The sequence below is a fragment of the Pseudomonas sp. 4CAES_32.4 genome (assembly GCF_058136335.1).
In genome coordinates, this window is the sequence record NZ_CM176882.1 from 4,426,771 (window position 1) to 4,447,408 (window position 20,638).

The 20,638-nt window shown below is 59.9% G+C and carries 23 protein-coding genes; 10 read left to right on the plus strand and 13 right to left on the minus strand.

Annotation, left to right across the window (positions count from 1 at the left end):
• Positions 1 to 29: 29 nt before the first annotated feature.
• A complete protein-coding gene (locus tag AC3Y64_RS19835; RefSeq protein ID WP_489984982.1) occupies positions 30 to 1,001 on the minus strand; it encodes a putative 2-dehydropantoate 2-reductase in 972 nt (323 codons plus the stop codon).
• Complete coding sequence (locus tag AC3Y64_RS19840) at positions 998 to 1,384, minus strand: thioredoxin family protein (RefSeq protein ID WP_489984983.1); 387 nt, start codon at positions 1,382 to 1,384, stop codon at positions 998 to 1,000. The genes AC3Y64_RS19835 and AC3Y64_RS19840 overlap by 4 nt, the downstream gene beginning before the upstream one ends.
• On the opposite strand from AC3Y64_RS19840, the gene AC3Y64_RS19845 reads away from it, so the two are divergent.
• Positions 1,383 to 1,826: a PilZ domain-containing protein gene (locus AC3Y64_RS19845; RefSeq protein ID WP_489984984.1), complete on the plus strand. Its 444-nt coding sequence runs from the start codon at positions 1,383 to 1,385 to the stop codon at positions 1,824 to 1,826. The genes AC3Y64_RS19840 and AC3Y64_RS19845 overlap by 2 nt on opposite strands.
• 130 nt (positions 1,827 to 1,956) lie before the next feature.
• Positions 1,957 to 3,033 (plus strand): 3-deoxy-7-phosphoheptulonate synthase, encoded by a 1,077-nt coding sequence (locus AC3Y64_RS19850; protein WP_102900377.1) that lies wholly within the window; start codon positions 1,957 to 1,959, stop codon positions 3,031 to 3,033.
• A 60-nt stretch (positions 3,034 to 3,093) separates the two neighbouring features.
• Here AC3Y64_RS19850 and AC3Y64_RS19855 read toward each other — a convergent pair whose 3' ends face one another.
• Positions 3,094 to 3,375, minus strand: coding sequence for a GNAT family N-acetyltransferase (locus tag AC3Y64_RS19855; protein WP_158959296.1), 282 nt, complete (start codon positions 3,373 to 3,375; stop codon positions 3,094 to 3,096).
• A 639-nt stretch (positions 3,376 to 4,014) separates the two neighbouring features.
• Between AC3Y64_RS19855 and oprI the strand changes: the two genes are divergently transcribed.
• Positions 4,015 to 4,266 carry an outer membrane lipoprotei OprI gene (gene oprI, locus AC3Y64_RS19860; protein ID WP_003183784.1) on the plus strand — a complete coding sequence of 84 codons (252 nt, stop codon included), beginning with the start codon at positions 4,015 to 4,017 and terminating at the stop codon, positions 4,264 to 4,266.
• 125 nt (positions 4,267 to 4,391) lie between these two features.
• On the opposite strand, the gene AC3Y64_RS19865 is transcribed toward oprI, so the two are convergent.
• The 3 genes from AC3Y64_RS19865 to AC3Y64_RS19875 all read right to left on the minus strand — a co-directional run bounded on the left by AC3Y64_RS19865 (position 4,392) and on the right by AC3Y64_RS19875 (position 6,498).
• Positions 4,392 to 5,360, minus strand: a complete 969-nt coding sequence (locus AC3Y64_RS19865; protein WP_489984985.1) for a L,D-transpeptidase family protein — start codon at positions 5,358 to 5,360, stop codon at positions 4,392 to 4,394.
• A gap of 181 nt (positions 5,361 to 5,541) precedes the next feature.
• Positions 5,542 to 5,835, minus strand: coding sequence for a hypothetical protein (locus tag AC3Y64_RS19870; protein ID WP_007908575.1), 294 nt, complete (start codon positions 5,833 to 5,835; stop codon positions 5,542 to 5,544).
• 57 nt (positions 5,836 to 5,892) lie between these two features.
• Positions 5,893 to 6,498 (minus strand): arylesterase, encoded by a 606-nt coding sequence (locus AC3Y64_RS19875; protein ID WP_016985507.1) that lies wholly within the window; start codon positions 6,496 to 6,498, stop codon positions 5,893 to 5,895.
• A gap of 10 nt (positions 6,499 to 6,508) precedes the next feature.
• On the opposite strand from AC3Y64_RS19875, the gene AC3Y64_RS19880 reads away from it, so the two are divergent.
• From AC3Y64_RS19880 to greB, 3 genes are read left to right on the plus strand one after another with little or no spacing between them, the layout of a single operon-like run.
• Positions 6,509 to 7,192, plus strand: a complete 684-nt coding sequence (locus AC3Y64_RS19880) for an ABC transporter ATP-binding protein (protein ID WP_007939984.1) — start codon at positions 6,509 to 6,511, stop codon at positions 7,190 to 7,192.
• Positions 7,192 to 9,696, plus strand: a complete 2,505-nt coding sequence (locus AC3Y64_RS19885) for an ABC transporter permease (RefSeq protein ID WP_489984986.1) — start codon at positions 7,192 to 7,194, stop codon at positions 9,694 to 9,696. Before AC3Y64_RS19880 ends, AC3Y64_RS19885 begins: the two co-directional genes overlap by 1 nt.
• A 34-nt stretch (positions 9,697 to 9,730) precedes the next feature.
• Positions 9,731 to 10,228, plus strand: a complete 498-nt coding sequence (gene greB, locus AC3Y64_RS19890) for a transcription elongation factor GreB (RefSeq protein ID WP_003226818.1) — start codon at positions 9,731 to 9,733, stop codon at positions 10,226 to 10,228.
• 6 nt (positions 10,229 to 10,234) lie between these two features.
• On the opposite strand, the gene AC3Y64_RS19895 is transcribed toward greB, so the two are convergent.
• The 3 genes from AC3Y64_RS19895 to AC3Y64_RS19905 all read right to left on the minus strand — a co-directional run bounded on the left by AC3Y64_RS19895 (position 10,235) and on the right by AC3Y64_RS19905 (position 12,758).
• Positions 10,235 to 10,543, minus strand: a complete 309-nt coding sequence (locus AC3Y64_RS19895) for a class I SAM-dependent methyltransferase (protein WP_489984987.1) — start codon at positions 10,541 to 10,543, stop codon at positions 10,235 to 10,237.
• 248 nt (positions 10,544 to 10,791) lie between these two features.
• Positions 10,792 to 11,226 (minus strand): DoxX family protein, encoded by a 435-nt coding sequence (locus tag AC3Y64_RS19900; RefSeq protein ID WP_489984988.1) that lies wholly within the window; start codon positions 11,224 to 11,226, stop codon positions 10,792 to 10,794.
• A gap of 110 nt (positions 11,227 to 11,336) precedes the next feature.
• Positions 11,337 to 12,758 carry an MltF family protein gene (locus tag AC3Y64_RS19905; protein ID WP_489984989.1) on the minus strand — a complete coding sequence of 474 codons (1,422 nt, stop codon included), beginning with the start codon at positions 12,756 to 12,758 and terminating at the stop codon, positions 11,337 to 11,339.
• Positions 12,759 to 12,994: 236 nt separating this feature from the next.
• Between AC3Y64_RS19905 and AC3Y64_RS19910 the strand changes: the two genes are divergently transcribed.
• From AC3Y64_RS19910 to AC3Y64_RS19920, 3 genes are all read left to right on the plus strand, one after another.
• Positions 12,995 to 13,801, plus strand: a complete 807-nt coding sequence (locus AC3Y64_RS19910; protein ID WP_489984990.1) for a TatD family hydrolase — start codon at positions 12,995 to 12,997, stop codon at positions 13,799 to 13,801.
• 478 nt (positions 13,802 to 14,279) lie between these two features.
• On the plus strand, positions 14,280 to 15,761 hold the full coding sequence (locus tag AC3Y64_RS19915) for a methyl-accepting chemotaxis protein (RefSeq protein ID WP_489984991.1): 1,482 nt from the start codon (positions 14,280 to 14,282) through the stop codon (positions 15,759 to 15,761).
• A 215-nt stretch (positions 15,762 to 15,976) separates the two neighbouring features.
• A complete protein-coding gene (locus AC3Y64_RS19920; protein WP_158957167.1) occupies positions 15,977 to 16,342 on the plus strand; it encodes a DUF962 domain-containing protein in 366 nt (121 codons plus the stop codon).
• A 1-nt stretch (position 16,343) separates the two neighbouring features.
• On the opposite strand, the gene AC3Y64_RS19925 is transcribed toward AC3Y64_RS19920, so the two are convergent.
• The 3 genes from AC3Y64_RS19925 to AC3Y64_RS19935 all read right to left on the minus strand — a co-directional run bounded on the left by AC3Y64_RS19925 (position 16,344) and on the right by AC3Y64_RS19935 (position 18,501).
• The gene (locus tag AC3Y64_RS19925; RefSeq protein ID WP_489984992.1) at positions 16,344 to 17,138 is read right to left on the minus strand and encodes an acyl-CoA thioesterase; all 795 of its coding nucleotides are present in this window, start codon (positions 17,136 to 17,138) and stop codon (positions 16,344 to 16,346) included.
• Positions 17,139 to 17,378: 240 nt separating this feature from the next.
• The gene (locus tag AC3Y64_RS19930) at positions 17,379 to 18,143 is read right to left on the minus strand and encodes a CHAD domain-containing protein (protein WP_489984993.1); all 765 of its coding nucleotides are present in this window, start codon (positions 18,141 to 18,143) and stop codon (positions 17,379 to 17,381) included.
• Positions 18,144 to 18,222: 79 nt separating this feature from the next.
• On the minus strand, positions 18,223 to 18,501 hold the full coding sequence (locus tag AC3Y64_RS19935; RefSeq protein ID WP_129394926.1) for a hypothetical protein: 279 nt from the start codon (positions 18,499 to 18,501) through the stop codon (positions 18,223 to 18,225).
• 215 nt (positions 18,502 to 18,716) lie between these two features.
• On the opposite strand from AC3Y64_RS19935, the gene AC3Y64_RS19940 reads away from it, so the two are divergent.
• The gene (locus tag AC3Y64_RS19940) at positions 18,717 to 19,763 is read left to right on the plus strand and encodes a patatin-like phospholipase family protein (RefSeq protein WP_158958169.1); all 1,047 of its coding nucleotides are present in this window, start codon (positions 18,717 to 18,719) and stop codon (positions 19,761 to 19,763) included.
• Positions 19,764 to 19,902: 139 nt separating this feature from the next.
• Here the strand turns inward: AC3Y64_RS19940 and AC3Y64_RS19945 are convergent, their stop codons facing one another.
• Positions 19,903 to 20,601, minus strand: a complete 699-nt coding sequence (locus AC3Y64_RS19945) for a response regulator (protein WP_489984994.1) — start codon at positions 20,599 to 20,601, stop codon at positions 19,903 to 19,905.
• Positions 20,602 to 20,638 lie beyond the last annotated feature (37 nt).

Below are 20,638 nucleotides of genomic sequence, written 5' to 3' on the forward strand. Positions count from 1 at the left end.
GCCTTCCCCCGCCCTTCAAAAAAACCGACCTAAACGTTGCGTCGGTCGATAAAACGCAAATTGCGGTACAGCGCTTCGATGCGCGGCAGCTCACAGCCTGCCGCTTTCGCCGCCGCAAGTGGCCGGGCGTAAATTGCCTCAAGCTCCAGCGGTCGCTTGTGTAAAAAGTCGTGGTACATGCTCGGCCAATAGTCGGGCATTTTTTCCGTCATGCTCAACAGGAATCCGGCGTAACCCGGTGGCATGTCGTAGCCACAGGCCTTGGCGCCCTGCACCACTTCAGCCATCAATGCCTGAATCGATGCGCGGCTGTCGGCATCGGCCATCAGCGGCGTGGTGCCAGCGCCGAGCAGCACCGACAAGCCGTTGTAGGGAATATTCCAGACCAGTTTCTGCCAGCGCGCCTGCTGCAGGTTGGGCATTGCCTGGGAATCAAGAACGGCGGCGCGGAACAGGCCTGAGCCTTCTTCGACAATTGCCATACGGGCAATATCATCGACGGCCGGGCCACTGTGATAACCCACGTTCACCGCGCCCAAGGCTTGATGGGTGACTTGCCCCGGCCCTTCGCGATGCACGCAGATCAGGCACAGGCCGCCGAGCAGATGCAGGGAATCGGGCAACAGTTCACGCAGGCCGTCCTCAACGTCGAGGCCGTTTTGCAGCACCAGCACTTTCGCATCGGGTTTGGCTGCTTGAATGATAGAAGGCGCGAGACCGGCATTGCTGGTGGTTTTCGCCCCGACCAACAGCCAGTCGCACTTGGGCATGTCTTCAGCCGAGGAATAGGCCTGCACCGGATTCAACGTCAGCGGGCCATGCACCGCGCTGTTGACCTGCAAACCGCGCTCGGCCACCGCCGAGAACTCGCTGCGCAACAGAAAGTGCACATCGAAGCCGGCCCGCGCCAGCATCACCCCGTAGAAACCACCAATTGCACCGGTGCCGATAATCCCCACTGTCGGTTTATCAAAGCCCGGTTTATTCACTTCCCCCATCATGGCAACTCCTCTGCAATTCGACCCAGAGCCTGCGCCAATGCCTCGTTGAGTGCATCGGCAGTCAGGCGTGTGTGCAATGCCCCAAAGAACTCGCCGTCGCGCACCACAAACAACGCCGGCAAATGAAAGACCTGATAACGCTCGACCAGCCCGCCGTTGTCACCGGCATCGATCCAGCACAGACGATCCGCCGCCAGCGCCATCCCCGGCAATACTTCGCGGGCATAGCGGCAACTGGCGCAGCCGACGCTGGTAAAAATCACCAGAGAAACGCCGCTCATCGCCAATAGCCGTTGGTCAGCGTCGAAATCGGTCAGTTCGGATTCGACCACTATACTGGGGGAAACAATGTCAAATGGCTGACACAGGGAGTCTGTGCTCATGGGACGTTTCATTCCTCATCCGGACGAAGTGCCGGTTGAACTGACGTTACTCAAGCCCGAGTGTATTTCCAGGCGACAGCTGCACACTATCAGCCTCGGCGGCATCGCTTGCAATTACCACCGTGCCTGGCGCCATGGCACGGCACTGCAAGTGCGCATGCCGACACTGAATGCCGACATCTGTTATCCGGGCTATGTAGCGTGGTGCCTGCGGCGCAAAAAAGGCTACCTGGTGGGCATTGCCTTTACCGATGAGCAGACGCTGTTCAGCGCGCGAATGGGTGAGCAGGTGTGTCAGATCGAGCGCTTCTGCCGCATGAATGACGCCCACGATGATTTGCACGATATTCAGGCGCTGGCTCTGCAATGGGTCGAGCAACATGCCGACGAGTTCTCCCACGACAGCGTAAACAAGGCTTTTGCGCAGCCAGTGCTGGACTAAAGCACCTTTTGCCCATTGTCTACCAGGCGCTTTACGCGCTAAGGTTCCGCTCCCCGACGCGCTTAAATCTGCTGTGCTCCGCCGCGCGGGGATCGCTGGCGGCCGGCACCCGTGACCTGACGAGTAAACGATGGCTGATTTACCGATCAACGACCTAAACGTCGCCTCTAACGAGACCCTGATCACTCCCGATCAGCTCAAGCGTGATATCCCTCTGAGCGACGCTGCCCTACGCACCGTTACCAAGGGCCGCGAAGTCATTCGCAACATTCTTGATGGCACCGACCACCGTCTGTTCGTAGTGATCGGCCCGTGCTCGATCCACGACATCAAGGCTGCCCACGAATACGCCGATCGCCTGAAGGTGCTGGCGGAGGAAGTCTCCGACACCCTGTATCTGGTCATGCGGGTGTATTTCGAGAAGCCGCGCACCACCGTCGGCTGGAAAGGCCTGATCAACGATCCGTATCTGGACGACTCGTTCAAGATTCAGGACGGCTTGCATATCGGTCGCCAGTTGCTGCTGGATCTGGCCGAAAAAGGCTTGCCGACCGCCACTGAAGCCCTCGATCCGATCTCCCCGCAGTATCTGCAGGATCTGATCAGTTGGTCGGCCATCGGCGCGCGCACCACCGAATCGCAGACCCACCGTGAAATGGCTTCCGGCCTGTCTTCGGCTGTCGGCTTCAAGAACGGCACCGACGGCGGCCTGACGGTGGCGATCAACGCCCTGCAGTCGGTCTCCAGTCCGCACCGCTTCCTCGGTATCAACCAGGAAGGTGGCGTGTCCATCGTCACTACCAAAGGCAACGCTTACGGTCACGTGGTGCTGCGCGGTGGCAATGGCAAGCCGAACTACGATTCGGTCAGCGTCGCCCTGTGCGAACAGGCGCTGGACAAGGCCAAGATCAAGCCGAACATCATGGTCGACTGCAGCCACGCCAACTCCAACAAGGATCCGGCCCTGCAACCGCTGGTGATGGAAAACGTCGCCAACCAGATTCTCGAAGGCAACCAGTCGATCATCGGCCTGATGGTCGAAAGTCACCTGAACTGGGGCTGCCAGGCGATTCCGAAAGACCTCGCCGACCTGCAATACGGCGTGTCGATCACCGATGCCTGCATCGACTGGTCTGCCACCGAGAACACCCTGCGCAGCATGCACGCCAAGCTCAAGGATGTGTTGCCGAAACGTCAGCGCAGCTGATCGACGTTTTGCAGGCATAAAAAAACGCCGGGCATTGCCCGGCGTTTTTGTGTGTGCGATTCAGATCTTGGCGGCGCGGCGCTGGTGGCGCTCCATGTAGCGCTCGACGTAGGAGCACGACGGGATCACCGTGTAGCCCATTTCTTCGGCGTACTGCAGCGCGCTTTCGGTCAGCGCGGCGGCAATCCCGCGGCCACGCAGGGCGTTGGGCACAAATGTGCGATAGATATCCAGGGTCTGTTTCCCCAGATCCATATAGGTCAGATAGGCACGATGACCGTCCACAGTGGTCTCGAACTGATGACCAGCCTGGTCATGGTGGATGGACAACGCCTCGCTCATCACTACTCCTCGCGGGTCTTGGATTCTGACCCCTACCTTACCGATGTTTTTCCGGCGAAGGAACATCTACGCCACCCCGTGCCTGATGGACACCGAGAAGAGCCACACCGATCTCGCGCAACCGAGCACCTGATAAATAGTAGGCACCAATGGCAAAAATGCTCAAGGTGCGCTCGTCATCAAGCCGGTTGACGGGGGTTGCTCCGATGGACGCAGAGGCGGCCGGGGAAAAGATCTTCCCGGGTCGCTCACCTGAACATTGCCGGATATTGAGACTTAAGACGTGCAACCTTTTTTAAAGTCACCTCAACATGGACAAAGATAAGCGAAGCAGCACGCAAAATCGGAACAAAAGTATGGACGAATTCATCTAGAAAGACTTTAGCCAAGACTGCAAAAACAGCAGATTGCAACGGGAACTTTTTCTCATTAACTCGCTCTGCGCGGGGCTTGCAGCTGGATATTTTTTATACAGAGCAGTTAAAAGTTGCTCGAAAAAGAATCAGCGCCTACAATTTTTTTTGCTTCTTGCGCTACGTCAGTTTACTTACTACAAGTAATGGGTAGTATGTACGCCGGCTATTTCCTCAATCGTGAGGAGACAGTCACTTAATTTGAAAGTCCTTGAAGGGGAACACGATGAACAACGTTCTGAAATTCTCTGCTCTGGCTCTGGCCGCAGTTCTGGCTACCGGTTGCAGCAGCGCATCGAAAGAAACCGAAGCACGTCTGACCGCTACTGAAGACGCAGCTGCTCGCTCCCAGGCTCGTGCAGACGAAGCTTACCGTAAAGCTGATGAAGCTCTGGCTGCTGCTCAAAAAGCACAACAGACTGCTGACGAAGCTAACGAGCGTGCTCTGCGCATGCTGGAAAAAGCTAGCCGCAAGTAATAGTCCTTCGGGATTGTTATCAAGCCGACCCATTTTTTGGGTCGGCTTTTTTGTGCCTGATGCTTTTGTCCGGGCAATAAAAAACCCGCCGACGCTTTACGCATCGGCGGGTTTTGGCAGATCGCTTACTGCAACTCGACCGGCGTACTCGAAACCATCGGCGCCGTTGCACTCGGTGTACCGATTTCGGTAGGCAGACCATCTTCGGCAGCAACCACATCACGCACCACATCCCAGTTCATGCGCAGGTTGTTGGTGATGTCTTCACGCTTGAGCATGGCGTTGATCACCGCCGTGTGTTTGTCAACCACGGACGGGTTGCCCTTGTCGTCGATCGGCGTGTGCGCCTCCAGATAGACCTTGCCGTTGCTGCGACCGAACTTGTAGGCGTCGTTGAGAATGCGCACCGACGTCCCGACCGGCACCATGCCAGCCATTTCCAGCACGTTGTTGTTGAACATGCGGAAGCAGCCGTGGCTGGTGCGCATGCCGATACCGAACTTCTTGTTGGAACCGTGGATCAGGTAGCCCGGCGTGCCCAGCGTGAACTTGAACGGGCCCAGCGGGTTGTCAGGGCCGGCCGGCACCACGTTCGGCAGCGGATCACCGTCGGCGGCGTGTTCAGCCTTGATCGAGGCTGGCGGCGTCCAGGTCGGATTCGGCGTCTTCGCGGTGATAGTCGTGTGCGCGATCGGCGAACCCCAACCTTCACGGCCGATACCCAGCGGGAAGGTGTACACCGTGTTCTTGCCTTTCGGGTAGTAGTAAAGGCGATATTCAGCCAGGTTGATGACGATGCCTTCACGCGGGCCCGGCGGCAGGATGAAACGCGTCGGCAGGACGATTTCAGTGCCTGCACCCGGCAACCAGGCATCGACGCCCGGGTTGGCCGCGACCATTTCCGAATAACCCAGATCGTAGGTGGTGCCCAAATCCGCGAAGGTGTCTTCGTACTTGGCTTTGATCACCTGGACCTGGCCGATGATGTCTTCACCGGGCGGTGGCAGGGGGAACTCCAATGCAGCAACGGGACCGGCCACACACAGGGCGGCAAGTGACAGGCAGCGGGTGACGGCAGGAAAGCGCGGCAACATCCGGAAAATCCTTCGCATGATCATCAAGGGTATAAGAGCGCGATTGTACACCGCACTTTGAAATTTCGGGGAGACAGGCCGATGGACCGCGTCAGGCCTTGAAAAGATCGCAGCCTGCGGCAGCTCCTACAAGGAAATTCGTGCACTTGTAGGAGCTGCCGCAGGCTGCGATCTTTTGATCTTAAAGCTCGAAACGCAGCTCAGGCCAGATCGGCGAGGTGCCGCGCTTCTGCGACTCCAGAATCGCCCGGCACAGCGAACACAAACGCTGATCCTGGAACACCCGGCGATCCACACTCGACCAGCGCGGTTGCGCCGGCAGCAGGCTGCCGCACAGCGTGCGATCAGCCGAGCCACCGAGTTCCAGCTGACGCGTCACCAGATGCACCCGCACCTCCTGGCAGGCGAACAGATCCAGCTGCTCGTCAGGCTCGATCAGTTGGTAGGCAAACAGGGACCAGGCAGAACGCGACATCGGGGGCTCCAAATAAGGGGGCGCCACATTAGCCGAAAGCCTGCCCATAGAAAAGCCTCATAACAGCGGTTTTAGCGTCGGCCAGACATTTTCCAGCAACTTGCCCTGAGCCCCGGCTGCCGGGTGCAGACCATCGGCCTGCATCAGGTCCGGATGACCACCAACGCCGTCGAGGAAAAACGGTACCAGGGGGATCTTTTTGTCGTCGGCGAGTTTGCCGTAAACCTCGGCGAAAGCATCGGTGTAGCGCTTGCCGTAGTTAGGCGGCAGTTGCATGCCGAGCAACAAGACCTTGGCACCGCTTTGGCGGGAGCTGTCGATCATCGAGGCAAGATTTTGTTGCAATTGCGTTGGCGGCATTCCGCGCAGGCCATCGTTACCCCCGAGTTCGAGGATCACCAGCTCCGGCTTATGCTCTGCAAGCAGCGCCGGCAGGCGCGCCTGGCCTCCGGCACTGGTGTCGCCGCTGATGGAGGCATTGACCACTTTGTCGTCGAAACCCTCCTGTTTGAGCCGTTGTTCGAGCAACGACACCCACCCCAAGCGGGTATCCAGTCCGAAACCGGCGCTGATACTATCGCCAACGATCAGGACAGTACCCGCCGCTGCGTTCTGGGCCATGCACATCAAGGCCAGGCCAGCACTCAAAAACCACACTCGCATCGGATTCTCCATGGGCGCAAGCATTCTCACCGCGAAGAACCTCAGCAAAGTGGTTCCCAGCGCGGAAGGTGAACTGACTATCCTGCACGAACTCAGCCTGGAACTGAACAAGGGCGACAGCCTGGCCATCGTTGGCGCGTCCGGTTCCGGCAAATCCACCCTCCTCGGTCTGCTCGCCGGCCTCGACCTGCCAAGCAGCGGCGAAGTCACCCTCGCCGGGCAAGGCCTGAGCAATCTTGATGAAGACCAGCGCGCACGCATTCGCGCGGAGCATGTCGGCTTCGTCTTTCAATCGTTTCAGTTGCTCGACAGCCTCAATGCGCTGGAGAACGTCATGCTTCCGCTGGAACTCGACGGCCGCAAAGACGCCCGCGAACGCGCCACTGAACTGCTCCAGCGCGTCGGCCTCGGTCAGCGCCTCACGCATTCGCCACGGCAACTCTCCGGCGGCGAGCAACAGCGTGTGGCGATTGCCCGCGCCTTTGCTGCTGAGCCAGACGTGCTATTCGCCGATGAACCCACCGGCAACCTCGACAGCCACACTGGCGAGCGCATCAGCGACCTGCTCTTCGAATTGAACAAGGAACGCGGCACCACCCTGGTGCTGGTGACCCACGACGAACGCCTGGCCCATCGCTGCCGGCGCCTGATCCGTCTTGAAGCCGGGCTGTTGGTCGCCCCTCTGGAGCCTTGATGGCACGTCTGCCGCTGTTGCGTCTGTTCAGTCTCGCCATTCGCCAACTGTTGCGCGACGCCCGCGCCGGTGAATTGCGCGTGTTGTTTTTCGCCTTGGTCGTGGCGGTGGCAGCGAGTACCGCCATCGGTTATTTCGGCGCTCGCCTCAACGGCGCCATGACCTTGCGCGCCACCGAGTTTCTGGGTGCCGATCTGGTCCTCGAAGGCAGTTCGCCGGCCCGCGAAGAACAGATCAAGAGCGGCACCGAATTACGCCTGAGCCATGCGCAAGTGGTGGAGTTCTCCAGTGTCATCGCCACCGACAACGGCATTCAGCTGTCGAGCATCAAGGCTGTCGACCGCGCGTACCCCTTGCGTGGCGAACTGAAGAGCGCGCCAGCGCCCTTCGCGGCTGAAGACGTCGGCGGCGAACCGCAACCGGGCGAAGCCTGGGTCGAGGCGCGTCTGCTGACGGCGCTGGATTTGAAGATCGGCGACAGCATCGATGTCGGCATGAAGACGCTGAAGCTGACCCGCGTACTGACTTACGAACCCGATCGCGCCGGCAACTTTTATAGCCTCACGCCAAGAGTCATGATCAACCTCGACGACCTCGCCGCCACCGGCGTGGTGCAACCCGGCAGCCGGGTGAGTTATCGCGAATTGTGGCGCGGCGAACCGCAGGCGCTGGAAACCTATCGGCAACTGATCAAACCCGGACTCGCGGCCAACCAACGCATTCAGGACGCCCGCGATGGCAATCGGCAAATTGGCGGTGCACTGGGCAAAGCCGAGCGTTATCTGAACATGGCCAGTCTGGTTGCGGTGTTGCTGGCCGGTGTGGCCGTGGCGTTGTCAGCGAACCGTTTCGCCAGCCGGCGTTTCGACGCCAGTGCGCTGTTGCGTTGCCTCGGTTTGTCACGCCGGGAAACCATGCTGCTGTTCAGTATCCAACTGACCGTACTCGGGCTGATCGCCGCGCTTAGCGGCGCGTTGCTCGGCTGGCTGGCGCAACTGGGGCTGTTCGCACTGCTGCATGATCTGTTGCCGAGCGATGTGCCGCCGGGCGGCCTGTTTCCGGCCATTGCCGGGATCGGCACCGGGCTGGTGGCATTGGCCGGGTTTGCCTTGCCGCCCCTCGCTGCACTGGGCCGAGTGCCGCCGCTGCGCGTGTTGCGTCGCGACATGCTGCCCATCCCGTCGAGCACCTGGATGGTGTACGGCGCGGCACTGGGCGCACTTGGCCTGATCATGTGGCGCCTGAGCCTGGACCTGCTGCTGACCTTTGCCCTGCTCGGCGGCGGCGTGATCGCGGCGCTGGTCTTGGGCGGTTTGCTGTTGTTGCTGCTGCAAAGTCTGCGACGAATGCTCGCTCGCGCTTCGCTGCCGTGGCGCCTGGGTCTGGGCCAACTGCTGCGTCATCCATTGGCGGCGGCAGGGCAATCGCTGGCATTCGGTTTGATTCTGCTGTCGATGGCCCTGATCGCTTTGCTGCGCGGTGAGCTACTCGACACCTGGCAAAACCAGTTGCCGAAAAACGCGCCGAACTACTTCGCCCTGAACATCCTGCCGGCAGACAAACAGGCCTTTGCCGATCACCTGATCAATGTCTCTGCGCAAGCCGCGCCACTCTATCCGGTCGTGCCGGGACGGCTGATCAGCATCAACGGCGATCCGGTGCAACAAATCGTCAGCAAGGATTCGGCCGGTGATCGTGCGATTCAGCGTGATTTGAGCCTGACCTGGGCGGCGGACTTGCCGGCCGGCAACAAGCTCACCGCCGGTGAATGGTGGAAGGATCAACCGACCGATGACGTGCCGGGTGTTTCAGTGGAAGGCAAAGTCGCCGAAAGCCTCAAGCTCAAACTCGGCGATCACATGGTGTTCAACGTCGGTGGGGTCAATCGTGAGGCGAAGGTCACCAGCCTGCGCGAGATCAACTGGGACAACTTCCAGCCGAATTTCTTCATGATCTTCCAGCCAGGCACATTGAAGGATCTGCCGGCGACCTACCTGACCAGTTTTTATCTGGCACCGGGTCATGATCAGCAGATTGTCGAGCTGTCGCGAGCCTTCCCGGCGGTGACCATCCTGCAGGTCGAAGCCCTTCTGGAACAGCTGCGCAGCATCCTCGCCCAGGTCACCCTGGCCGTGGAATATGTGTTGTTGTTTGTTCTGGCGGCGGGGATGGCGGTGCTGTTCTCAGGCCTGCAAGCAACGCTGGATGAGCGCATTCGCCAAGGTGCATTACTGCGCGCACTGGGTGCGGAACGACGGTTGCTGATCAAGGCCCGGCGCATCGAGTTTGGATTGTTGGGTGCGGTCAGCGGTCTGCTCGCGGCGATTGGTTCGGAAGTGGTGAGCCTGGTGTTGTATCGCTACGCCTTTGACCTGCCGTGGCATCCGCATCCGTGGCTGCTGGTACTGCCATTGATTGGTGCAGTGCTGATTGGTGGGGCCGGCGTTTTCGGTACACGGCGGGCGCTGAATGCAAGCCCACTGACAGTGTTGCGCGAGGGTTGATAGACTCAAGCCGTCTTAATCACAAGAAGTTGCCATGAGCCGTTATCGCCCTCCCCGCACCGCCGGCACCGCGCTGATCACCCCCGAGGGTGAAGCGCGGATGCGTGCCGAATTCCATGAGCTGTGGCATGTGCGTCGCCCGCAGGTGACGCAGTCGGTCAGCGAGGCGGCGGCGCAAGGTGATCGCTCGGAAAACGCCGAGTACACCTACGGCAAAAAGATGCTGCGCGAGATCGACAGCCGCGTACGCTTCCTGACCAAGCGTCTGGAAGCACTGAAGGTTGTCAGCGAAAAACCCAGCGATCCGAACAAGGTCTACTTCGGTGCCTGGGTGACCATCGAAGACGAGGATGGCAAGCAGTCGCGCTACCGCATTGTCGGCCCGGATGAACTGGATCTGAAACTAGGTCTGATCAGCATCGACTCGCCACTGGCCCGCGCCTTGATCGGCAAGGCGCTGGACGCTGAAGTGCGAGTGCAGACGCCGACTGGCGAGCAGTTCGTTTACATCGTCGCCATCGACTATCCGTAAACCGTATCAGCGGCGGGCGATCAAACCCTGCCGCGCAACGCGGGTCAGTTGCTTGATCATTTCCGGCGCATCTTCTGCGCTAGGCGACTGAATCACCGCCAGATCGAAGCTGTCATTGGCGAACCGCGCCAGCGACTCGCCGTCTTCGACAAACTGGATCAGGAATGCAGCAGGACCGCCGCTGCGGCGTGGCCAGCCATCGAGATAACGCAATAGCGTCGGCTGATGTTTGCCGCCAAGAAGAATTTTCGGGTTGCGCTGGGTGATATGTGCCGTGATCGGCGCGGGACGTGCTAGAGGGCGTAGTGCATTCATCGTGTCGTGTCTCTGCCTCAAAAGTCTGCATGGCAGGTGAGAGGCAACACCGAACCAGCGCTTTAGCGGTATTTCGAAGCCCAGTTGCGGCTTCTGACGGCAACTGTTCAAGTCACCTGGCGCCCCGCAAGTAGCTGTTTAAATCGGCGCATGGGCAACATCCTAGAGAACGTGACCGATCAGTGTCAAGAATCAGCCGCAACAAAAAAGGCCCGCACAATGCGGGCCTTTTGCTTGAGCCAGAGCGGTTAACCGGCGATGGCGCGATCCACCGAGAGCTTGCCAGCGCCCTCGATCAGCACCGCGAGGCTGCCACCGAGCAGGGCCAGAGCGAATTCATAACCGTTGTTAGCCATAAACAAACCGTTACCGATGTGTACGGTGAAGATCGCTACCAGCGACAGAAAGGTCAGGCCCAACGCCGCCGGGCGCACCAACAGGCCGATGATCAAGGCCAGACCAGCAAAGAACTCGGTACCGCCGGCCAGTGTGGCCATCAGATAGCCCGGGTGCAGACCGATGCTGTCCATATACTGGGCGGTGCCCGCCAGACCATAACCACCGAACAGACCGAAAAGCTTTTGCGAACCGTGGGCCGCGAAGATTACGCCGACAGCGATGCGCAGGATGGTCAAACCGTAGCCAGCGCGGGTGAAGAGTACTTTGTTGATCAGAGAGCTCATGGGGCATTCCTTGTTTTTGCGAGAAGTTGTGTGTTGGTTGGCCGCTATATTAATCAGTAAATTTCATGTTAAAAGCGCAAATATTTCGCCATAACAATCAAATTATTAGATCATTTCCGTGAGACAACTTTCTGCCTACCGGGCTCCAACGACTCCCGCTCCCGGTCGAACGCCAAGTAATACTTGTTCACGCTATTAACATAGCTGACCGGCCCCATTCCCACCTGCTCCATGGCAATACGCTCGACCTGGAAGAACCACTGGTTAGGATTCAGCCCCCGCCGCCGGGCTTCCGCGCGCATGCCCTGCACGCGTTCCGGGCCGATGTTGTAGGCCGCCAGCGTAAAGGCCATGCGTTCACGCTCGTTGAGCTTGGGGCTGTTGAAAAATTTGCGCCGAATCATCGCCAGGTACTTGGCCCCGGCCTGCACATTCGCATCAAGACTCTGGATATTGTTGACGCCCACCCGTTGTGCCGCGGAAGGCGTGATCTGCATCAGCCCGGTCGGCCCGCTGCCACTGCGCGCATTGGGTTGCAGCGCGGATTCCTTGAACGCCAGCGCTGCCAGATTCAGCCAATCCATGTTCTGCGCATCCGCGTGCTTTTGCAGGGTCGGACGCAGTTTTTCCAGGCGCTGTCGGTCGGACTTGGCCAATGGATAGTGGACTTGGTAGAGGCGCCGATAGATGCGCAAAAACGCTACGTCCTCGTTCGACGGTTTCTTGTAACCGCCGAGGAAGCGATCAATGCTCGCGCGCAGCATCGAAGCATCGCGGCGCACAAACCAGTATTCCTCGCCCGGTTCGCTGATCATCAGCTGACGGTCAAAGCGCAATTTCGGCAGGATCTTGCCCCAGCGTTCGGCAATCGGTTGCTCAACGATGGTCAGGTGAAAAATCCCGCCCTGCACCATTTCCAACACATCTTCGACGGCCAATGTCGGATCGACCCATTCGATCTTGATCGGCGCCAGTTTGTGCAACGCAAGTTTCTGGTTGAGCTGACTGACCGCCTCCCCCGCCGCGCTGCCGGTTGGCAACGCCAAGGTCTTGCCGGAGAGTTGTTCGACCTTGGTGTACCGTCGCTCGCCCTTGATCCCGACTAACACCAGCGGCACGTTGCTGGCGATCGGTTCGCTACTGGCCACCGCATAACCCGAGGGCAGATCGAGCAACTCGCCCGGCGCGACCAGATCACCCTCGCCACGCTGCAGCGCGCCGAGCAGTTGATCCTTGGCCTTGGGAATGATCTTGAGGGTGATTTCCTGGCCATCACGGGCGTGGCCATTGAGGTATTGCTCGAAGGCGCGCAGGCGATGGTATTCGACGCCGATGGCCTGGCCCTGGACTTCGCCGGAGCTGTTGCGGCTCTGGTTGACCAACACGCGCAACACCCGACTGCTGCGAATCTCCGACAAGTCGCGCACTTTGGCGGCCGGCACGGCTTGCAGCGGCCCGGGCAGGCGCGCGACCGCCGTCATCGGCAGGAGCAGCGAACCACACAACAGGAGCAAAACCGAGGGACGAACCATCCACTCTCCGGAAAGAATACGGGGTAATTTCACCGCTGAACGGTGGACATCACCGACGAAAACAGAGCGCCATGAGCGCTGGCAAAGTGCGAGAGACTGGCACAGTGATGGCATCTTTGCCAAACCGGGCTGCGTCGCGGCATCAAGAGACAGCTATAACTCGTTGTAGTTCTTGGCTTTTCTTATGAATCTACAGCTCTGGTATGCTTTCCGGCCTTCGGCCCGAGGTAGCAACCATGCAACTCATCGATATCGGCGTCAACCTGACCAACCCAAGTTTCGCCGACAAACACCAGGCCGTGCTCGACCGCGCCTATGCTGCCGGGGTCTGCCAACTGGTGCTGACCGGCACCAGCGTCGAGGGCAGCGAGCAGGCTCTGGAGCTGTGCCAGCAACTCGATGACAGTGGCCAGCGACTGTTCGCCACCGCCGGCATTCATCCGCATTCGGCCAGTGACTGGAACGCCGACAGTGCGCGACGCCTACGCAGTTTGTTGAAGGAAACCAACGTCGTCGCCGTGGGTGAGTGCGGGCTGGATTTCAACCGCGATTTCTCCCCGCGTCCACAGCAGGAAAAAGTCCTCGAAGAACATTTGGCCATGGCCGTTGAATTGCAGTTGCCGGTGTTTCTGCACGAACGTGATGCCAGTCAGCGCCTGCTGGAAATCTTGAAAGACTTCCGCGATCAACTGCCCGCCGCCGTGGTGCACTGCTTTACTGGCGAGCAAAAAGCCTTGTTCAGCTACCTCGATCTGGATCTGCACATCGGCATTACCGGCTGGATCTGCGACGAGCGTCGGGGCACGCACTTGCATCCACTGGTAAAAGAGATCAAACCCGGACGCTTGATGCTCGAAAGCGATGCGCCGTACTTGCTGCCGCGAACGTTGCGACCGAAACCGAAGAACGGCCGCAATGAGCCGGCGTATCTGACAGAAGTACTGCGCGAAGTGGCGCTGCATCGCGGCGAAACCGAAGAAGTCCTGGCGGCGCACACCACCGCTTGCGCCCGAGCGTTCTACAACCTACCGGCTCTCCCCTGACACAGCAAAACTCTACTATGGGAGCCAGCCCTGCTGGCGATGGCGGTGGGTCAGTCATGAAGATGTTGGCTGTGCTGGCCCAATCGCTAGCAGGGCTAGCTCCCACAGGGGTTTGCGGTGTGTCCTGAATTGCCGGCATGCCACTAAACCTGTGGGAGTCAGCCCTGCTGGCGATGGCGGTGGGTCAGTCATGAAGATGTTGGCTGTGCTGGCCTAATCGCTAGCAGGGCTAGCTCCCACCGGGGTTTGCGGTGTGTTCAAGATTGTTGGCGTCCCACAATACCGGTGGGAGCCAGCCCTGCTGGCGATGGCGGTGGGTCGGTCATGAAGATGTTGGCTGTGTTGGCCTAATCGCTAGCAGGGCTAGCCGCCACAGGGGACGCGTGTTCTTTTGATGTGCATCAAGATCCGCAGATCTGCATAGCGGCACAATGCTGGCACCTTGCCAAAACTGTTTCCGCTATCAGAGAAGACCTCCATGGGTGCCTGGCTTAGCAATATCTCGCTGAAATACAAATTCTGGGCGGTCAACGCGGTCGCCTTCGTCACCACCCTGTTGCTGGTGCTGTACGCCGTGCAACTTGAACAACAAGCGCGCAGTCACGCCTCACAAGCGTCCGCGCAGGCCCAGGCGCAATTGCTCAAGGCCTGGCCAAGTGGACAAGCGCTGCCCAAAACCGATCAAGTGCTGACCTTCAAACGCGGTGAAGCGCCGCGCCTCAATGATCAGCCGCTGTTGGAAATCACCGACAGCACGGGCTGGATCGAGATCAGTCACCTGCCCCTGCTTGGCGAAAATCCACTGATCGGTGCCGAAGTGTTCAGCCGTGCCGATGGCCAACAGGTCGCCGTAATCGCCTACGGCCCGAGTCTGAGCCAAGTGTTCAGTGAGCGTTTCGCCAACTACGCGGTGGCGGTGTTTATCCTGATGCTGGCGATGCTTGGCGCTTCACAACTGCTGATACGTTTCCTGCTCAGCCAACTCAACACGTTGAAAGACGTGATGCTGCATGTTGAGAAAAGCGGCGACCTCTCCGCGCGGGTGCCGCTGGCTGGCAAAGACGAGGTCGGGCAGATGGCCAACGCGTTTAACGCGATGCAGGCCGGTTATCAACGCGTGGTCACCACGGTTGCCAACACCGCGCGGCAACTGGATGTCGGCGCGGCGCGGCTGGCGTCGAGCATGAACGAGGTGCGCCACGGCATGCTCGGTCAGCAGAGCGAAACCGATCAGGCGGCCACCGCGATCAACGAAATGACCGCCACGGTTTATCACATTGCCCAGCACGCCGGCGCCACTCGCGACCTGTCGCAAACCGCCGACACCCTTGCCGGCAGCGGCCAGCAGGTTGTCACACGCGTGCAGCATTCGATCGCCGGACTGTCCAGTGGCGTGCAGCAGACGGCCGAGATGATTCAACGGCTGGCCGAGGACAGTCAGAAGATCAACGGCGTGGTCAGCGTGATTCACAGCATCGCCGAACAGACCAACCTGCTCGCCTTGAACGCCGCCATCGAAGCCGCCCGCGCCGGGGAGATGGGCCGAGGCTTTGCGGTGGTCGCCGATGAAGTGCGCAACCTCGCCAAACGCGTGCAGACCTCGACCGATGAAATCACCACCATGGTTTCGGCATTACAGGCCGGCACGCGCGATGCGGTGGATTTCATGCAGGAGAGTTCATACAAGGCTGACGATTGCGTGCAGCAGGCGCAGGAGGCTGGCGAAGCGTTGGCGGAAATCACCGGCGCGGTGGCGCAGATGCGCGAGAGCAACACGCAGATCGCCGTGGCGGCGGAGCAGCAAAGTCAGGTCGCCGAGGAGATGAATCGGGCGGTGGTAAGCATTCGCGATGTGACCGAGAACACTGTGCAGCAGACAGTGGATTCGGCGACGACGAGTAATGAGTTGGCGACGTTGGCTGGGGAACTCAACAAGGCGATTGGGCAGTTGAAACTTTGAGGCCGTCATCGCTAGCAGGGCTAGCTCCCACCGGGGAATTGTGGGGCGCATAGATCTCCTGTGGGAGCCAGCCCTGCTGGCGATGGCATCAGTCGGTTCAACATCGAAAATAGACATGGCCGCTATCAGCTCAATAGCCAACCTTGATTCGCCGCCCTCCGCGCCCGGGCCTATTCTTCAACCATGTGTTCAACATGGATCGAGGAGTCTTCAACATGGGCAAACGTCACCCCAACCTTCCCGCGTGGCAATGGCGCGCGTACCCGGGTAATCATCAACACCCGACCAATCTGGTGTTGCACCTGATTGCCGTGCCGTTGTTTATCGTGGCGTTTCTGTTGATCGTGTCCGGGGTGTTCAGCCTGAGCCTGGCCAGTGTGGCGATCGGCGTGATTGGCATCGTCGCGGCGCTGGGCTTGCAGCGCCACGGCCACCGGCTGGAGGCGCAAGCCTCCGAGCCATTCAGTGATCGCAAAGATGCGGTTTCACGCTTGCTGGTCGAGCAGTTTCTGACTTTTCCACGGTTCGTGCTCAGCGGCGGCTGGTGGCGCGCCTGGCGTGAGCGCCACCGTCGGCATTGAGTCAGGCGAAGATCGTGACGGTCTGGCGACTCATCGCAATTAGCTCGCCCTCTGCGCTCCACAACTTGGCGGCGACATGGCCGTAGCCGTCGGCTGCGTATTCGATGTCGGCCAGGTATTGGCACCAGTCCAGCGTGCTCAAATCGTGTAACGGCTGAACGAATTCGATGGTCCAGGTCAGCGTGCTGCCAGGCGCAGGCTTCTTCAGATACGGCAACAGCGCGGGCGGCCATGCATCCACCAGGGCCAGCAAATGCGCCTCGTTGACCGGCTCTTCTTTGACATCCCCGCGCAACCGCACCCAGCCACCCATCAGTCGCGATGGCGTGCCGGTGAACGGCATGCCGCCAACGCTCCAGCGCATCGCCAGATGGCGCATGAATTCCGGGGTCACGCCTTTGATGTAGGGCAACTCCTGGCACTCGTCCCAGTGTTTCATTGCAGGCGCCGGATACGCCTCGACTGCAACCTCAGACGGGCGCGACGCACCAAAGCTGCCCTGAACAATCGTCACCACCTGACCGTTCTGCAGCGCCCGGCCCAGCACTTGGCTGACGGCCTTGCCTTCACGCAATACATCGACCTCGAAGGTCACCGGGACATCCGGCTCGACCGGACCGACAAAGGTGATCGCCAGCGAACGCACCGGGCGCTCCGCCGGCACCTTCGCGCGCATGGCTTCGTATTGCAGCGCCGCCACCAGGCCACCGAAACTGGCGCGACCCTGACCCCACTCGGCAGGAATCGTCAGTTCCGGTTGGCGGCGGACCGCATCGAGCAAATCGCTAAAGCGCATGGCAACCTCGGGAAACGAGAAATGAATGCAAGGATCTTAACCAGACCTGCAGGGCGCCGCAGCGTCTATTCCGGTCAAATGGGCTGACAGAAAGGCCTTACGCCGATATCCGCCACACACAAGATCCCTTGTAGGAGTGAGCCTGCTCGCGATAGCAGTCTGACATTCAACAAACGTGTTGGCCGTCAGACCGCTATCGCGAGCAGGCTCACTCCTACAGGGACGGTGGTGATTTGAGGATTATTTGAAGCAGGTGCTGCTGAGTTTTTCCAGCACGCGATCAGCCTTGCTTTCGGCTCTGACCATGGTCGCCTGCCAGGTGGCGACGCAGGGTTGCAGATCGGCTTCGAGCTCTGCCTTCGCCAGCCACTGCCAGCAATCGTGCCAGTCGCCCAACGCACCTTGCGCAGACTTCAAATGCTTCAGCGCCGCTTCCGGCAAACGATCGAGTTCGGGATACGCCTCGATGCCATAACGCACGCGCTTGATCAGCAGACGCAAGCGATGGCGGTCGTGGGCGGGATCGTGCAGCGCCTCATCGAGTTTCTGCCACTGCTTGCCGAGGCGTTTTTCGATGCGTTTACCCAAACCCTTGAGCAAACCTTGACGCTGGGAGGCTCGCAGGAAACGTGGGAAGGCGTCGAGAATCATCAACAGCGCGGCCACTTCGGCACTCGCCGCCAGCGCCGGATAGGCCTCGGCCATTTGCGCCATGCGCCGTTGCGCGGCTTCAGGTTGATCATGCTTGAGCAAGTACGCCGCCAATACTTCGCGATCCCGCCATGGCGTGGTCAGTTGGCCGACAGCCGAAGCGGCGTCTTCCAGTTGTTCGACACCGGGCAAACCGCGCAACGGTCGCAGCAGACTGCGCAGGCGCCGCACCGTGGTGCGCAGGTCATGCAAGGCCTCGGGATCGGTGCGCGCCGTCAATCGGGCCTGACAGGCCAGCAATCGCACTTCCAGGCCGAGGACATGAGCTACCAACCGATCAACCAACGCGGACATCACGTGCTCCTGTTTCAAATGGCTTCGAGGATGAGTCCGGCGTTAAGCGAACCCGGCATCCTTGCTTCAGGTCAGCAGCTTAGCGCCCGGCGCGGGATTCGCGAATGTAGAAACGCGCCTTTTCGGCTTTACTGCTGCAACCTTCAAAACCTTCGAATTGCTGTTGGGTCTTCGCAGCGGTCAACAGCGACAGGGCTTTGGAATAACTGACGGTGCCGGCGAAGCCTTCGGCCTTGGCCAGATCCAGTTCATGCCACGCGGCATCGAGCTGGCTGCCGCAACTGTCGCGATACGCGGTTTTACCCGCGCAACCGGCCAGTGCCAGGGCAATCAACGGTACACAGATCCAGGCTTTCATTACTCACACCTCAAGTCAGGTCAACAGTCGTGCAGGTAAGACGGTCCGGCGGCGAAAAAGTGCCTTGCCTCAGCGTGAAACTGCGCGGGCCAAAGCATAGCGCCGAAGGCTCATGCCGTATCGAAAAAACGACCTCACCGGCGCACTCAACGACCTTGGCGATTGAGCCGGCCCGGCGATAAGTGCATTGTGCAACCTTGTCGGGAGGAAGTTTGATGAAAAAGCGTGTCGCACTGGTGCTGGGCTCCGGTGGCGCCCGGGGCTACGCCCATATCGGGGTCATTGAAGAGATTGAACGACGCGGTTACGACATCGCCTGTATTGCCGGTTGTTCGATGGGCGCAGTGGTCGGCGGAATTTACGCCGCCGGCAAACTCGATGTGTACAAGAACTGGATCGAAAGCCTCGATTACCTCGATGTGTTGCGCCTGGTCGATGTGAGTTTCCGCCTCGGCGCGATTCGCGGTGAAAAGGTCTTCGGGCAGATCCGCAAGATCGTCGGCGAGATCAACATCGAAGACCTGCGCATCCCCTACACCGCCGTCGCCGCCGACCTCACCAATCAGCAGGAAATCTGGTTCCAGGAAGGCTGCCTGCATCAAGCCATGCGCGCCTCGGCGGCGATTCCCAGCCTGTTCACCCCGGTGATGCAAGGCAACCGCATGCTGGTCGATGGCGGCATTCTCAATCCGTTGCCGATCGTGCCGGTGGTGTCCAGCCACTGCGATCTGATCATTGCGGTCAATCTCAACTCGACCAATCAGCGCCATTACAAATTGCCGGTAATCCAGCGTCCTCCGGCGTTTCGCTCGCGCTTCGACAGTCTGATCAGTTCGTTGGGCTCGAAGATGCCGTTTCGCCGCAAACAGGCCGAGCAGTTGTTGAAGCTGGAACAGGAAGCCCTGCGCGCCGAGGCGGCGGACATCAACCCTTGGCTTGAGGGCGTCGAACCCGAGAGTCAGCAACCGGCTGCTGCCCCCGAGCGCGAAGGTGCGCCGAAGTCGGCGACCGGCTCGTTCATCATCGACAACGTCGGCCCGGCGTCGCTGCTGGACCTGATCAACCAGAGTTTCGAGGTGATGCAGACCTCGCTGGCGCAATACAAGATTGCCGGGTATCCGCCGGATATCCTGATCAACGTGCCGAAGCGGGTTTGCCGGTTTTTCGAGTTCTACAAGGCGCCGGAGTTGATCGCGTTGGGACGCGAGATTGCGCGGGATACGCTGGATCGGTATGAAAGCGAGCAAGGGGATCGCAGCTGATATTTCGCTGGCTGCCAGTCCGTCATCGCTGGCAAGCCAGCTCCCACAGTGGTCGGTGTGATACACAGACTTCCATCACAACTGAAAAACCTGTGGGAGCTGGCTTGCCAGCGATGGCGTCTGCCGGGACAACAAATGGCTAAAGAATGTTGTCATTAATCAGCCGATAACCGACCCCGGCCTCAGTCACGATAAACCGTGGCCGCGTCGGATCATCTGCCAGTTTCTGGCGCAGATGTCCCACCACAATCCGTAGGTAATGACTGTCCTCGGTGTGCGTAGGCCCCCAGATATCCTTGAGCAATTGCTGCTGGGTGATCACCCGCCCCGGATGCCGCGCCAGTTGCGCCAGCACCGCGTATTCCTTGCGCGTCAGCGCCACTTCGACACCGTCGAGCGACACCCGCCGATAGGCGAGATCCACCGTCAGCGGGCCGAAATTCAGTGCGGCTTGCTGCGCCTCCCCCGCTGGCGCTTGACGCAATAACGCCCGCACCCGTGCGAGAAACTCCTGAATGCCGAACGGCTTGGTCACGTAGTCGTTGGCGCCACCGTCCAGCGCCTCGACCTTCTGCCCTTCGCTGGCGCGCACCGACAGCACCAGCACCGGCGTCGTTGCCCATTCGCGAAACTCGCGCAGCACCTGTTGACCGTCCATGTCCGGCAGGCCGAGGTCGAGCACCAGCAAGTCCGGTTTGTTCAGCGCCGCTTGCGCCAGACCCTCGGCACCGGTGCCGGCCTCGAGCACTTTGTAGCCTTGGGAAGCGAGGCTGATGCGCAGGAATTTGCGGATCTGTGGTTCGTCGTCGATGACCAGAATGGTCGCGGTCTGGCTCATGAATTCACATCAACAGAAAAGAGTGGCAAGAGAGTAG